Genomic DNA, 14,098 nt, shown 5'->3' on the forward strand with positions numbered 1-14,098 from the left:
GTTGAACGATGACCAAGACGTCGGACTACCGGGCGGTCCTGGAAGCGCTGCCGTCGGCGCAATGGGAGGCGTACCTCCAAGCCGAGTCAGGATTGCCGGGGCCGCGCGGCAACCTTGAACTGGTTGCGGCGTTCGCCGACGTGGCGGATCCCGGCCTCATCCGACGGCTCGTTGACAGTCCGGACGAGTACCTTGCCATGTGCGCAGCTGTCGGCCTCGGCCGCCTGCTTGCCGCGGGTGACCAGCGCGCCGCGGAAACACTAAGGGTCTTAGCGGAGGACGGGCGCTGGCGGGTTCGTGAAGGTGTTGCCATGGCCCTGCAGCGGCTGGGAGACGCGGACATGCGGGCACTGTGGGCGTTGGCCAGGGAATGGGTGGACGGGAAGCCCCTGGTCCAACGTGCCCTTGCAGCCGGGGTCTGCGAACCACGGCTGCTCCGCGTACCGGAAGATGCAGCCAAGGCAGTGGAAACCCTCGACCGGATCACGGCGTCGGTCGAAGGAACCGGCCCGGAATCGCGGAAGCTGGATCAATTCCGCGTGCTGCGCCAGGGGCTCGGCTATTGCTGGAGCGTTGCCGCGGCCGCTTCCCCTGCCCTGGGCTTCGCGCGGCTGGAGCGGTGGGCAGCCAGCCAGGACAAGGATGTCCGCTGGATCGTGCGCAAAAACCTTCGGAAAGCCCGGCTGTCCCGCGCGGACGCACCGGCAGCGGAACGCGTTGCGGCGATCCTGGACCACTCCGGCGGATGACAGCGCCAGCAATTCAAGCCTTCGTTGAGCGGCTGGCCGCCGTCGAGGCCGGGCCGGCCTGCAACAACTTCTTCAACCGTTCCGTCCCGGCGAATGAGCTGCGCCGGCGCAACCTTGAGATCTACCTGCAGGAAATGCTGGACCGGCGGACCAGGGTACTGCTGGTGGGGGAGGCCCCGGGCTTTAGGGGCATGCGGATCACGGGCGTGCCCTTCACCAACAGGACCATCATCGAAGGTCCCGTCAACAGGTTTGGACTCTTTGGCCCCGGCAAAGGCTATGTGCTGCCGCCGGACGCCGCGGGAATAGCCGCCGAACCTACTGCAACGGTGCTGTGGCAAGTCCTCGAAGAAGTGGACTTCGTACCGCTGCTCTGGAGTGCTTTCCCCTGGCACCCCCACCAGCCCGGCAAGCCCTTGTCCAACCGCACACCAAAACCCTCGGAAACTAAGCTCGGAACATCCTTCTGGCAGGAGCTCGCGGAGATCTTCGGGATCAGCTCCATCGTGGCAGTGGGAAATGTGGCCCAGCACAGCCTGCAGCGCAGCGGCCTGGCTGCCCCTAAGATCCGGCATCCTGCCCATGGCGGCCGGTCCGGCTTCAAGCGGGGACTTGAGGAGTTGCTTGAGGGAAGGCTGCAGGATTGACCTGACTCTTCACGGCCAGAATGTCGGACCCCCTTGTCATGATGGGTTTATGGGGAAAGCGGCGGTGGTGAGGGCGTTCGAGGAGATCCGTGCTGCCCTTGCTGTGCTTCAGGCTGAGGTGGATGGGGAGGGTCTGGAGGCGTTCGCGGATGCTGATGCGGTTTCTGATCCGCTGGCCGGTCTGGCCGATGGCTGCCTGGAGATTCTTGCAGGGGCCCGGGAGGTGGAGGCGCGGGTTGCGAGGGTGAAGGCGAAGGCTGCGGTGGGGTACGCGGAGGCTGCGCATGCTGTGGCGGGCCCGGATGCGCCGGTGGTGGCGCAGGAGATGGCGGTCGCGGCGGAGATCGGGTGCGTGCTGGCGTTGGGTCCGCGGGCCGCCGGGTCGTTCCTGGCCACGTCGCACGCCCTGACCAGCAGCTTGCCGCGGACTTTGGAGGCGTTGCAGTCCGGGACCCTGTCATGGCAGCACGCGCTGGTGCTGGCCGACGAAACGGCGTCCCTTGATGCGGCCGGGGCGGCGGCGTTGGAGGCGCATTTCCTGCCACCCGATACACCGGACCCGGACGCCCCTAACCCGGCTCGCGGCTGCCCGGTTGGGGAGCTGCCGGCGCACCGGTTCCGGGTCAAGGCCCGGACCTGGCGGGAACGCCACCACGCCGAATCGATGGAGAAGCGGCACGCCAGGGGTGTGGCGGAGCGGCGGGTGGAGTTCCGGCCGGACCGGGACGGGATGGCGTGGCTGGGCGCGTACCTGCCCGCGGACCAGGCCATGTCTGGGTGGAACCGGCTCACCGCTGCCGCGCGGAGTTTGCAGGGGCCGGGCGAGGACAGGACCATGCCCCAGCTGCGCGCGGACAGTTTCGCCGCAGCCATCCTCGGCAGCGGCAACACCCGGGGCGGCAGCACCAGTCTCACCAGTGCCAGTGCCACTGCCAGTGCCACTGCCGGCGTCCTGGCTGCTGCGGGGCCGGGCGCCGGTGCCGGTGGCACTGACGGCGCCGGGCCGGGACACTTGCCATCGGTCCGCGCCGAGGTGCTGGTTACGGTTCCGGTGTTCGCGCTGATGGGTTTGACGGATGAGCCGGCGATGCTGGACGGGTATGGTCCGGTGCCGGCGTCGATGGCGCGGCGACTGGTCGCGGACGGGGCGGGCTCGTTTTACCGGGTGTTGGTGGACCCGCGGGACGGGGCGCCGTTGGAGATTGGCCGGAAGAGTTACCGGGTTCCCAGGGCGATGCGGGCCTGGCTGCGGATGCGGGACGGGAAATGCCCGTTCCCGGGCTGCAGCAACACCTCCCTGGACACGGAGGCCGACCATCTTCTCGCCTGGCACCACGGCGGCACCACCGGAATCAGCAACCTGGGACAGCCCTGCCCGAAACACCACCGGCTCCGGCACACCACCGCCTGGAAACCCACCCCGGCCAGCACGAACGAACCACCGGGCTGGACCTCGCCCACCGGCCGCCACTACACAAGCGAACACCAGGACTGGGAACCACCAAGGTGGCCGGAACGACCACGGCCGGGCAGCATCGACATCGTTCACCACGGCACGTCCCCCTGGGAGGATGCCCTTGAGAAGTTCCTGCACGCCCATGCCTGACCACCCTCGGTTGCTAACGGAGAAGCCCCAACTGGTCCGGGGTATCCACATCCTCACCCGTTGATTGGTCGCTGCAATCCACCTCATCCACCAGTTCCGGATGCGCCCGCAGGAAGCCGCGTGCGCCGGCGTCGCCCTTCACTGTTACACACACCGCTTCCCGCAGGGACACGTCGATGAGCAGGGGATGGCCGCGCTGGAGTTCAGCGTCCCCGCCCTCGCCGGGGCCGTCGCGTCGGCGATAGGCGGCAGCGGTAATCCGTCCGGGGCGGTGGCGGTCCAGCAGCCGCTCCACGGTTTCGGAGGTCAGGCCCGGCTGGTCCACCAGCGCAACCAGCAGGTGATCCTGCGGAGCCGCGGCCTGGTTCCCGAGCAGGAAGGAACTGCCCATGCCTGACTGCCATTCCACGTTGGTCAGCACGCGGCACTGGTCCAAACGGGCAGCAGCCTCAACATCAGCTGCTCCAGCCCCCAGGACCACCACCACTTCCCGGCAACCGCCGTCGAGCAGCCTGCCTGCGATGGCCTCAACCAGTGGCCGACCACGATACGGCAACAGGGCCTTGGGGCCCAAACCCAGCCGTGTCCCGCCTCCGGCTGCCAGCACAATGCCCGTCACCCCGGGGCCAGCCGATTCCGTTCCGCGGGCATCCATGCTCGTCATAGCTGCACTGTAGTGCTTCCGAGGCGGTGGCCTTTTACACACCAAGTTCCCGGGCACGCCGCAATGCGCCAACGGCTCCAGCCACGAGCTCCTGCACGATCCCTGCGGCCGGGAGAATGCTGCTGACCAGCCCCGCGGACTGGCCGGTGAATGGTACATACTCCTCCATCCGCCCCTCCCGGATTCCCGTTCCAATATCTTCCTGGAGCCGGGCCGACTGCTGCACCGCTCCAGCCCGGTTGGGTTGCCACTGATCTATGAAAGGGGTCCGCAGGGCGCGGGGAACCACATCGAAGGCACCGCTCCCCGGTTTCGTGAAGATATCGTCCCAGACCTCCACCTTGACGGCGTCCTGGGCTTCGGCGGCTACCAGGGAGCGTTTCCAGCCTTCGCTGATCGATGCTTCTGTCGACGCCAGGAAACGCGTCCCCATATTGGCTCCCTGGGCGCCCAGCATGAGGGCAGCCGCCAAGCCCCTGCCGTCTGCAATTCCACCCGCAGCCAGAACCGGCAAGGGATTCACCGCATCCACCACCTGCGGCACCAGGACCAACGTGGAGATACTCCCGCCGAACCCGCCGGCTTCAGCTCCCTGGGCAATGATCACGTCCGCGCCGCGGTCCGCAGCCAGCCGGGCCTGCTGGACAGTGTGGACCTGCTGTACAAAAAGGCCACCCGCTGCATGCACCTTTGCCGGGAACCCGTACGGATCGCCCAGCGCCATGGAAATCACAGGCGCCTGCATCTCCACAGCTATGTCGAAGGACTCGGGGTGGCCCCGCAGCCAGGGCTGGGTGAAGTTCACCGCGAAAGGCCGCCCGGTGAGCTCCCGGATTCGCCGGATGCTGCCGCGAAGATCCTCGGCGGTGCGAAGTGCACCGCCGAGGCTGCCCAAAGCGCCTGCGTTGGAAACAGCAGCAGCCAGTGCTGCATCGCTCCCGAAGGGCCCCATTCCCGCCTGCATGATGGGGTAGTCAATTCCGAGGAGTTTACAAAAAGACGTCCGCAGCATCGAACTCCACCGCTGCTCCTTCACACAACAGGGACGGGCTTACAGGGCAAGTACAGACCGCAGCTGCACCGTCGTCAATAGGCCCAAAGGCCTCCGGAATTTGGCGCGGTTCCCCGTCTCAGGCGTCGCCGCCCGCGCCACCGGTGGTGCCGGCGTTGACGTCCAGGAGTTTGTAGCGGTCCAGGGCATACGACGGCGCGCCCTCCTCAACCTCGCCCCTCGCCGCCAGCATTTGCAGCACTTTCACCACGATGGAGTGGGTGTCGTTCTTGAAGTAGCGGCGCGCTGCTGCGCGGGTGTCGGAGAAGCCGAAGCCGTCGGCGCCGAGGGTGGCGAATTCGTTGGGGACGAACTGCCGGATCTGGTCGGGGACGGCTTTCATGTAGTCGGAGACGGCGACGATGGGGCCGGTGGCGCCTTCGAGTTGCTGGGTGACGAACGGGGTGCGGGCGGGTTGGCCGGGGTTGAGGAAGGCTTTTTCTTCGGCGGCGAGGCCGTCGCGTCGCAGTTCGTTCCAGGAGGTGACGGACCAGACGTCGGCGGAGACGTTCCAGTCGTCGGCCAGGACGCGCTGGGCTTCGATGGCCCAGGGCACGGAGACGCCGGAGGCGAGGATCTGGGTGCGGGGGCCGTCGATCTTTGCCGGTGCGAGCAGGTAGATGCCCTTGATGACGCCTTCGATGTCGAGGTTTTCGGGTTCGGCGGGCTGGACGATGGGTTCGTTGTACACGGTGAGGTAGTACATGACGTTCTTGTCCGTTGAGTCCGGCCCGTACATGCGTTCGAGGCCGGAGCGGATGATGTGGCCGATTTCGTAGCCGTAGGCGGGGTCGTAGGTGAGCACGGCGGGGTTGGTGGAGGCGAGCAGGGGGGAGTGGCCGTCGGCGTGCTGGAGGCCTTCGCCGGTGAGGGTGGTCCGGCCTGCGGTGGCGCCGATGATGAAGCCGCGGGTCATTTGGTCTGCTGCGGCCCAGAAGGCGTCGCCGGTGCGCTGGAAGCCGAACATGGAGTAGAACACGTAGACCGGGACCAGGGGCACGCCGTGGGTGGCGTAGGAGGTCCCGGCGGCGGTGAAGGCTGCCACGGCGCCGGCTTCGTTGATGCCGGGGTGGATCAGTTGCCCGGCGGGGGATTCCTTGTAGGCCAGGACCAGGTCGCGGTCCACGGAGAGGTAGTTCTGGCCCTCGGGGTTGTAGATCTTCGCGGTGGGGAAGAACGCATCCATGCCGAACGTGCGTGATTCATCCGGCACGATGGGCACAATCCTGCCCCCGAACTTTTTGTCACGGAGCAAATCCTTGAGCAGGCGGACGAAGGCCATGGTGGTGGCCGCCTGCTGCTTGCCAGAACCCCGCCTGGCTACCTCGTAGGACTTTTCATCCGGAAGCTCCACAGCACTGTATCGGCTGCGGCGCTCGGGAACCGATCCGCCCAACGCCCGCCGCCGTTCAAGGAGGTAGGCGATCTCGGGTGCATCCAGGCCCGGGTGGTAATAGGGAGGCCGGTATGGGTCGGCGTCCAGTTGTTCGTCCGAGATGGGGATCCGCAGGTAATCCCTGAAGTCCTTGAGATCCTCGACCGTCAGCTTCTTCATCTGGTGCGTGGCATTCCTGCCTTCAAACCGCGGTCCCAGGCCGTAGCCCTTGACGGTGTGGGCGAGGATGACGGTGGGTTTGCCCTTGAATTCGGTGGCGGCTTTGTAGGCTGCGTAGACCTTGCGGTAGTCGTGGCCGCCGCGTTTGAGGTTCCAGATCTGGTCGTCGGTGAGGTCCGCGACGAGGTCTTTGGTCTGCGGGGTTTTGCCGAAGAAGTGTTCGCGGACGAACCCGCCGGATTCGGCTTTGTAGGTCTGGTAGTCCCCGTCGACGGTTTCGTTCATGATTTTCACCAGGGACCCGTCGGTGTCGCGGGTGAGCAGGTCATCCCATTCCCGGCCCCAGACGACCTTGATCACGTTCCAGCCCGCGCCGCGGAAGAACGCTTCGAGTTCCTGCATGATCTTGCCGTTGCCGCGCACCGGCCCGTCCAGGCGCTGGAGGTTGCAGTTGATCACGAAGTTCAGGTTGTCCAGGTTTTCGTTAGCCGCCAGCTGCAGCAGGCCGCGGGATTCGGGTTCGTCCATTTCGCCGTCGCCCAGGAACGCCCAGACCTGCTGGTCGGAGGTGTCTTTCAGGCCACGGTTGTGCAGGTACCGGTTGTTCTGGGCCTGGTAGATCGCGTTCATCGGGCCGATGCCCATGGACACGGTGGGGAATTCCCAGAAGTGCGGCATCAGGCGCGGGTGCGGGTAGGAGGACAGGGCGTGGCCCTCGCGGGACTTTTCCTGCCGGAACCCGTCCAGGTCCTCCTCGGAGAGGCGTCCTTCCATGAACGCCCGGGCGTACATGCCGGGGGAGGCGTGGCCCTGGAAGAAGACCTGGTCCCCGCCGCCGGGGTGGTCCTTGCCGCGGAAGAAGTGGTTGAACCCGACCTCGTACAGGGTCGCGGCACCGGCGTAGGTGGAGATGTGCCCGCCGACGCCGATATCGGGCCGCTGCGCCCGGTGGACCATGACCGCAGCGTTCCACCGCATGTAGGCCCGGTACCGGCGCTCGTACTCCTCGTTGCCCGGGAACTGGGCTTCCTGGTCCACCGGGATCGTGTTCACGTAATCGGTGGTGGTCACCATCGGCACCCCGACGCTCTGCGCGCCGGCGCGCTGCAGCAGGCTCCGCATGATGTATTGGGCACGCTCGGTGCCCTGTTCCCTGATCAACGCATCCAGGGACTCAACCCACTCGGCAGTCTCTTCCGGATCACGATCAGGCAGCTGGTTAGTCAACCCGCTGAGGATATGGGAGGTATCTTCTCCTGCAGCCACGGCAGCCTCTTTTCATCTTCGAATGCTCGGCTTAAGTTTTCATATTACGAGAAAACATTATTGCTAGATGAGATTAGTCAGACGCGGGGGTATGGTCAATGTGACCGGTGCCCCTGAGCCCGCAGAGTGCGCAGGCCGGGAGGAAGAAACAGTTTGTGACTGCCCGCCCATGCTGGCATTGCTTGACGCCCCCGTGACGCAGGTCATACTCTTATTTCACTATTCAATATCTCGATTCCGCAATGTGGAATAACAGAAACGACCCAAGGTCGGCCTCACCACGCGGAATCCACCAAAGAATTGAGACCCCTATGCAGACCCCTCCATCGGCGGGCGTTGACGCGGACCTGGACCTGACAGCGCCGTCAGCCGGGCCGGTCCACCCGGCCGGCAGTGTCGAAGCCCTGTGCGAATCGGCCAGCGCGGCTTCCGGCAAGAGCATCAGCCCTTCCCTCTACAATGCAGACCTTGCCCCCACCAAACGCACGGGCCGCAGCTGGACGAGCTACAGCATCTTCACCCTGTGGGCCAATGACGTGCACAGCCTGGGCAACTACGCCTTCGCCATTGGGCTGTTCGCTTTGGGGCTGGGCGGGTGGCAGATCCTGATGGCACTCGGCATTGGTGCCGCGCTGCTGTTCGGCCTCCTTACCCTTTCCGGCTTCATGGGGGTGAAGACCGGCGTCCCCTTCCCGGTCATGAGCCGCATCAGCTTCGGCATCAGGGGCGCCCAGATCGCCAGCCTCCTCCGCGGCGCGGTGGCCGTGGCCTGGTTCGGCATTCAGACGTACCTGGCGTCCGTTGTCTTCCGCGTCATGCTCGTGGCCATGTTCCCGGGCCTCCACGACCTGGACCAGGACTCCCTCCTGGGGCTGTCCACGCTGGGGTGGATGGCATTCGTGGCCCTCTGGGTGGTCCAGCTGGTCATCGTCAGCTTCGGCATGGAGATGATCCGCAAATACGAGGCCTTCGCCGGCCCCGTCATCCTGGCCACCATGGCCGCAATGGCTGTCTGGATCTTCGTGGAGGCCGGCGGAAGCATCGCCTGGTCCTCCAACAAGGCCCTGGAAGGGCCGGAAATGTGGCTCACGATCTTCGCCGGCGGCGCCCTCTGGGTTTCGATCTACGGCACCTTCGTCCTGAACTTCTGCGATTTCACCCGCTCAGCCGTCTCAAAGAAGGCCGTGGTCCGCGGAAACTTCTGGGGCATCCCCATCAACATGCTCGTGTTCGGCGCCATCGTGGTGGTCATGGCCGGTGGCCAGTTCAAAATCAACGGGACCATCATCAAGAGCCCCTCGGATATCGTCCAGACCATCCCCAACACGCTCTTCCTGGTCCTTGCGTGCCTTGCCCTGCTGATCCTGACCATCGCAGTGAACCTCATGGCCAACTTCGTCGCCCCTGTCTACGCCCTGACCAACCTGTTCCCCCGGCGGTTGAACTTCCGCAAGGCAGCAATGGTCTCCGCCACCATCGGCCTGGTCATCCTGCCCTGGAACCTCTACAACAACCCGCTGGTCATCGTGTACTTCCTGGGCGGCCTCGGTGCCTTGCTCGGCCCGCTGTTCGGCGTCGTCATGGCTGACTACTGGCTGATCCGCCGTGGCAAGGTCAACGTCCCCGAGCTCTACACGGCATCACCGGAGGGCGCGTACTTCTACAGGAAGGGCGTCAACCCCCGGGCGATCATCGCCATGGTTCCGGCCGCCGTCCTTGCCCTGCTGATCGCCTTCGTACCGGCACTGGCTGCCGCGGCACCCTTCGCCTGGTTCTTCGCAGCGGGCATTGCGGCGGCACTGTACTTCTTCATCGCCGACCGCAACCAAAGGCTGGACGACCACGACGGGGAAGCCATCGCCGTCGTCAGTACCCACTGAGCCAGTCACAAGCAAGGACCTACCCAATGCGCATACTTGTCGCCAACGTAAACACCACGCAATCAATGACGGACTCCATCGCGGCCTCGGCACGCAGTGTTGCCGCTCCCGGCACGGAAATCGTGGGAATCACCCCGAGGTTCGGCGCGGACTCCTGCGAAGGCAACTTCGAAAGCTACCTGGCTGCCATCGCCGTGATGGACGCCGTCACCTCCTTCCCGGGAACGTTTGACGCCGTCATCCAGGCCGGCTACGGCGAGCACGGGAGGGAAGGGCTCCAGGAACTGCTGGACGTGCCGGTGGTCGACATCACCGAGGCTGCCGCCGGCACAGCCATGTTCCTGGGCCATAAGTACTCGGTGGTCACCACGCTGGACCGGACGGTTCCCCTCATCGAGGACCGGCTGAAGCTGGCCGGCCTGGACGCAAGATGTGCTTCCGTCCGTGCCAGCGGAATGGCGGTCCTGGAACTCGAGGAGGAACCGGAACGCGCCGTTGAGGCAATCATCAACCAGGCCATGCTGGCCGTCACTGAGGACAAGGCCGAGGTGATTGTCCTTGGCTGCGGCGGGATGGCGGGGCTGGACGAACAGATCCGGCAACGGGCAGGCGTTCCCGTAGTGGACGGTGTGGCCTCGGCCGTAACCATCGCCGAATCGCTGGTCCGGATGGGCCTTTCCACCTCCAAGGTGCGGACCTTCGCTGCGCCGCGTCCCAAGACCGTCATAGGCTGGCCGCTGAACAAGCCGGCCGTGCCGGTGCAGTTTTAGGCCAGGAGACCGCATGACCACTTCCCTTCCCACAGCACGCGTCGCCGTAGTGACCGGGGCCGGCTCCGGCATTGGCCGGGAGGTTGCCCGGCAGATGCTGGCCGACGGCTACCGCGTGGTGCTGGCCGGCCGCCGCGAGGCCCAACTTGCTGAAACGGCGGACGGCCACGCGGACGCCCTGGTGGTGCCGTGCGACGTCACCCGGCGCGACGACGTCGAACGGCTTTTCGAGGCAGCGCGCCGGAAGTGGGGGCGGGTGGACGTCCTGATCAACAATGCCGGCGTGTTCGGTCCCGCCGCCGGGGTGGATGAGATCAGCCTGGAAGACTGGAACGCCACCCTTGCCGTGAACCTCACCGGGTCCATGCTGTGCGCCGCCGCGGCGGTAAGGACCATGAAATCGCAGGAACCGCAGGGCGGCCGGATCATCAACAACGGCTCCATCTCGGCGCATTCACCGCGGCCGCGGACGGTGGCGTATACGGTCACCAAGCATGCCATGACAGGCCTGACCAGGAGCATCGAACTGGACGGCCGGGGCTACGGCATCACCTGCGGGCAGATCGACATCGGCAACACCGCCACCGACATCATGGACACCATCGGCGTCGGCTCGGGGGCCCTGCAGGCAGACGGCAGCCGCAAGGTGGAGCCCATGTTTCCGGTGGCGGACGCGGCCCGCGCAGTACTGATGATGGCCAACATGCCGGCCTCGGCCAGCGTGGGGTCAGTAGTGGTCACCGCTGCGGGCATGCCCTTCATCGGTCGCGGCTAAGGCTTCTGCCGGGCCGGAGCAGCGCGAAGGGCCGGAGGGGCTAGAGGGGCAGCAGGGCTGACAGGTCCGCGCGCAGCCCGGACGCGGCCACCTTGCCGGCGCTGACTGCGTCGGCCCACTCCATCTGTCCCGTCACCATCGCAAGCCAGGTGGCGGCGTCGCACTCAATCACGTTGGGCGGGGTGCCGCGCGTATGCCGCGGGCCCTCAACGCACTGGGTGACGCCGAACGGCGGGACGCGCACCTCCACGGAGTTTCCCGGTGCACGCGCCGTCAGCTCCTCCAGCGAGTACCTGACGGCAGTGGCCAGGACGGTTCGCGGCAAGGGAGCGTCCGACGACGGCTGGGCAGCTTCCAGCCATGCGTTCAGTGCTGCTTTGCCTTGCTGGACGTCAATACGACGGCGGGCTACGGCCATGCGGTCAGCCTTCCTTTGATGTCTGGTGTGGGAAGGGGTGTCAGTCCAGGAGGGCGGAAACAGCAGGGCCCAGGCGGATTTTCCCTACCGGCCGTCCGCCGCCCATCACCGGTTCCACCACCTGCTCCAGGACGCTGGCAACTCCCGGGATCTCCACGGCCCCCGCCGCGGCGAGCAGCGTCAGGGCCACCAGCGAGGTGGCCCTGATGTTTCCGTCCAGGATCTTGACGGCCACGGACACGCCCTGCGGAGTGGCCATGGCCAGCACCCCCTCTGCCCCGATCTTGGCGATGATCTCCAGCTCGTCCATCACCAGGGTGTTGGCCTCGCCACGGCCCTGTACCGCCCATGGGTAATCGAGCATCGAAGTGGCGATGGTGGCGGCCCTGGCGCTGAAGCTCTGGTCCCCGGGAGCCTTGGCGAGCTGGGAGTAAGCCCTGGCCAGGCCTTTCAGGGAGACAGCCGCCACGGGGGCGCCGCAGCCGTCGATCCCCAGGTGGGCGATCTTCTCACCCGTGTATTCCTCCACAACGGTGCGCACGCGCTGCTGCAGCGGGTGGTTCGGCTCCAGGTAGCTGTGCGTGTCCCACCCGTTTTCCGTGCAGGCCCACAGGAAAGCGGCGTGCTTTCCGGAGCAGTTGTACGCCAGCCGCGACTTGCCCTTTTCGGAGCGCACCAGCCAGTTCCGGGCCGTTTCATCCTGCGGCCAGGCCTCGGGGCACTGCAGCTGGTCTTCACGGACTCCGGCGGCCTTGAGCATGCCCGCCACCACGTCCATGTGGTCCAGGGAGCCCGTGTGGCTTCCGCAGGCAATGGCCACCTGGGCGCCCCGCAGCGGAACCCCGGACTGCATGGCGGCCAATGCCTGGAACGGCTTGAGCGTGGACCGCGCGAAGATGGGCGTGTTGATGTCTCCGAGTTCGGTGACCACCGAGCCGTCGGCGGACAGGAGCACGGCGGAACCGATGTGCCGCGACTCCACAAAGCCGCTGCGTTCGATCACGGCCAGTTCGACGGCGGAGTCAACAGTGAAGGTGGCATGCGGATTATGCGGCATACTGCCAGTCTATGGGCCAGCCCCGCAGAAGCCCGGGCACTCCGGGCTGCGGCCTACTGCACGGTGACCATTATCGACTGCCAGCCCGACGCACCGTCAGGCACGGGATCTGCGCGCTGGTCGGTTTGGACCGCCCCGGTCCCGTCGGTTGCCCGTACCTTGATGTAGTGGGGGCCGGGCGTGGCGTCCCACTCATAGGACCACTGGCGCCAGGTAACGGTGGACGCTTCGGCGGAGAGGGTGGCTTCCGCCCACCCGCCGTTGTCGATCTGGATTTCCACTTTGCTGATGCCGCGAGTTTGGGCCCATGCGGTGCCGCCCACCGCGACTTTCCCGGCCGGCACCTTCGCGAAGGACTTGGGCACGTCCACGCGGGCCATCGTCTTGATGGGGCCGCGCTCGGACCAGCCGCGCTCGGTCCAGTAGGCCTTGCTGTCCGCGAAACGGGTGACCTCCAGGTCCACCACCCATTTGGTGGCGGACACAAACCCGTACAGTCCGGGGACCACCATCCGCACGGGGTAGCCGTGCTCCAGCGGAAGCGGCTCACCGTTCATGCCGATGGCCAGCATGGCGTCCCTGTCATCCTGCAGGACCTCAAGGGGAGTGGAAGCGCTGAAGCCGTCGATGGACTTTGACAGCACCATGTCTGCTCCGTCTTTGGGCTTGGCGCGCGCCAGCACCTCACGGATGGGCAGGCCCAGCCACTTGGCGTTTCCGGCGAGGTTGCCGCCCACTGGATTGGACACGCAGGTGAGCGTGACGTGGGATTCGATGAGCTCGGCGTCGAGCAGGTCCTGGAAGGTGAGCGTCACTTCCTGCTCCACCAGCCCGTGAACGCGCAGTTCCCAGTCGTCAACGTTGATTTCCGGCACGCTCAAAGCCGTATCGATCCGGTAGAACTCGCCGTTGGGCGTCAGCCACGGCGGGACGCCGGGGACCGTGGACTGGACCCCGCCCGGTACGGCGGCTGCAGCTTTCGCCGGCGTTGGCAGGCTCAACGCTTCACGGGCCTGGGCCACATTGCTGCGCGCCGCAGCCAGCAGCCGCCCACCGGTGGCGGCGATGCCCGCGGCTACGGCCGTGATCCCGGCAGTGGCGAAGAAGCGCCGGCGGCTGGTGCCTTCGCCCCCAGGCCGTTCGCCGCCGTCGGACGCTGTATCCGCCGGCGCTTCCGGCCACGCCTTCAGCCCCCACAGCGGCACCATCAGGCGGTGCAGGACCACCAGTCCGGCCAGGGTTCCCAGCACCGAAGGGATGGCGTCAGCGGCGCCGACGCCGGCGCGGGTCACCACGCTGGCCACGATCACGGCCCCCATGAAAAGTACACCCAGGACGCCGAGGGCCCATTTCCGGTAGGCCACCACGCCCAGGATGCAGGCGAGCACCGCAATGGTCAGGCCCATGCCCACGAATAGCGCTGTCTTGTCGTTGGTGCCGAACGTGGCGATCGCAAAGTCCTTGAGCCACGGCGGCGTGAAGTCGATGAAGGTGGACCCCAGGGCAAAGAGGGGGGTGGCGCGGGCGGTAAAAAATGCGCCAATCAGCTCCGCAACGGCAAGTACGACGGCGGCTGCCACCACGCCTGCCAACGCGGCCATGGTTCCGGCGCCTGTCATCCTGTTTCGCAGCTTTGTCATATGTATGGTTCGGAGCGGGC

General features: G+C 66.2%; 12 protein-coding genes. 6 read left to right on the plus strand and 6 right to left on the minus strand.

Annotation, left to right across the window (positions count from 1 at the left end; genetic code table 11):
• The first annotated feature begins 8 nt into the window (after nucleotides 1–8).
• The 3 genes from ACV095_RS03255 to ACV095_RS03265 are packed head-to-tail and all read left to right on the plus strand — an operon-like array spanning nucleotide 9 to nucleotide 3,002.
• Nucleotides 9–749 carry a HEAT repeat domain-containing protein gene (locus ACV095_RS03255; RefSeq protein WP_478222892.1) on the plus strand — a complete coding sequence of 247 codons (741 nt, stop codon included), beginning with the start codon at nucleotides 9–11 and terminating at the stop codon, nucleotides 747–749.
• Nucleotides 746–1,396 (plus strand): uracil-DNA glycosylase, encoded by a 651-nt coding sequence (locus ACV095_RS03260; RefSeq protein WP_478222893.1) that lies wholly within the window; start codon nucleotides 746–748, stop codon nucleotides 1,394–1,396. The genes ACV095_RS03255 and ACV095_RS03260 overlap by 4 nt, the downstream gene beginning before the upstream one ends.
• A gap of 49 nt (nucleotides 1,397–1,445) precedes the next feature.
• Nucleotides 1,446–3,002, plus strand: coding sequence for an HNH endonuclease signature motif containing protein (locus tag ACV095_RS03265; protein ID WP_478222894.1), 1,557 nt, complete (start codon nucleotides 1,446–1,448; stop codon nucleotides 3,000–3,002).
• Between the two features lie 13 nt (nucleotides 3,003–3,015).
• On the opposite strand, the gene nboR is transcribed toward ACV095_RS03265, so the two are convergent.
• The 3 genes from nboR to aceE all read right to left on the minus strand — a co-directional run bounded on the left by nboR (nucleotide 3,016) and on the right by aceE (nucleotide 7,538).
• Nucleotides 3,016–3,666, minus strand: a complete 651-nt coding sequence (gene nboR / locus ACV095_RS03270; protein ID WP_478222895.1) for a nicotine blue oxidoreductase — start codon at nucleotides 3,664–3,666, stop codon at nucleotides 3,016–3,018.
• A gap of 34 nt (nucleotides 3,667–3,700) precedes the next feature.
• Nucleotides 3,701–4,630, minus strand: a complete 930-nt coding sequence (locus ACV095_RS03275) for an NAD(P)H-dependent flavin oxidoreductase (RefSeq protein WP_478222896.1) — start codon at nucleotides 4,628–4,630, stop codon at nucleotides 3,701–3,703.
• A gap of 166 nt (nucleotides 4,631–4,796) precedes the next feature.
• The gene (aceE, locus tag ACV095_RS03280) at nucleotides 4,797–7,538 is read right to left on the minus strand and encodes a pyruvate dehydrogenase (acetyl-transferring), homodimeric type (protein ID WP_478222897.1); all 2,742 of its coding nucleotides are present in this window, start codon (nucleotides 7,536–7,538) and stop codon (nucleotides 4,797–4,799) included.
• Nucleotides 7,539–7,849: 311 nt separating this feature from the next.
• Here aceE and ACV095_RS03285 point away from each other — a divergent pair, with 311 nt between their 5' ends.
• From ACV095_RS03285 to ACV095_RS03295, 3 genes are read left to right on the plus strand one after another with little or no spacing between them, the layout of a single operon-like run.
• Entirely contained in the window at nucleotides 7,850–9,418 is a 1,569-nt protein-coding gene (locus ACV095_RS03285) for an NCS1 family nucleobase:cation symporter-1 (RefSeq protein ID WP_478222898.1), read from the plus strand.
• Between the two features lie 26 nt (nucleotides 9,419–9,444).
• Entirely contained in the window at nucleotides 9,445–10,188 is a 744-nt protein-coding gene (locus tag ACV095_RS03290; protein ID WP_056392547.1) for an aspartate/glutamate racemase family protein, read from the plus strand.
• Between the two features lie 13 nt (nucleotides 10,189–10,201).
• Nucleotides 10,202–10,963 carry an SDR family oxidoreductase gene (locus ACV095_RS03295; protein ID WP_478222899.1) on the plus strand — a complete coding sequence of 254 codons (762 nt, stop codon included), beginning with the start codon at nucleotides 10,202–10,204 and terminating at the stop codon, nucleotides 10,961–10,963.
• A 40-nt stretch (nucleotides 10,964–11,003) separates the two neighbouring features.
• Here ACV095_RS03295 and ACV095_RS03300 read toward each other — a convergent pair whose 3' ends face one another.
• The 3 genes from ACV095_RS03300 to ACV095_RS03310 are packed head-to-tail and all read right to left on the minus strand — an operon-like array spanning nucleotide 11,004 to nucleotide 14,078.
• Nucleotides 11,004–11,381 (minus strand): sterol carrier family protein, encoded by a 378-nt coding sequence (locus ACV095_RS03300; protein ID WP_018768993.1) that lies wholly within the window; start codon nucleotides 11,379–11,381, stop codon nucleotides 11,004–11,006.
• Between the two features lie 40 nt (nucleotides 11,382–11,421).
• Entirely contained in the window at nucleotides 11,422–12,438 is a 1,017-nt protein-coding gene (locus tag ACV095_RS03305; RefSeq protein ID WP_268001972.1) for an asparaginase, read from the minus strand.
• Between the two features lie 53 nt (nucleotides 12,439–12,491).
• Nucleotides 12,492–14,078 (minus strand): molybdopterin-dependent oxidoreductase, encoded by a 1,587-nt coding sequence (locus ACV095_RS03310; RefSeq protein ID WP_478222900.1) that lies wholly within the window; start codon nucleotides 14,076–14,078, stop codon nucleotides 12,492–12,494.
• Between the last annotated feature and the right edge of the window lie 20 nt (nucleotides 14,079–14,098).

The organism is Arthrobacter sp. JDC6, from assembly GCF_056484025.1.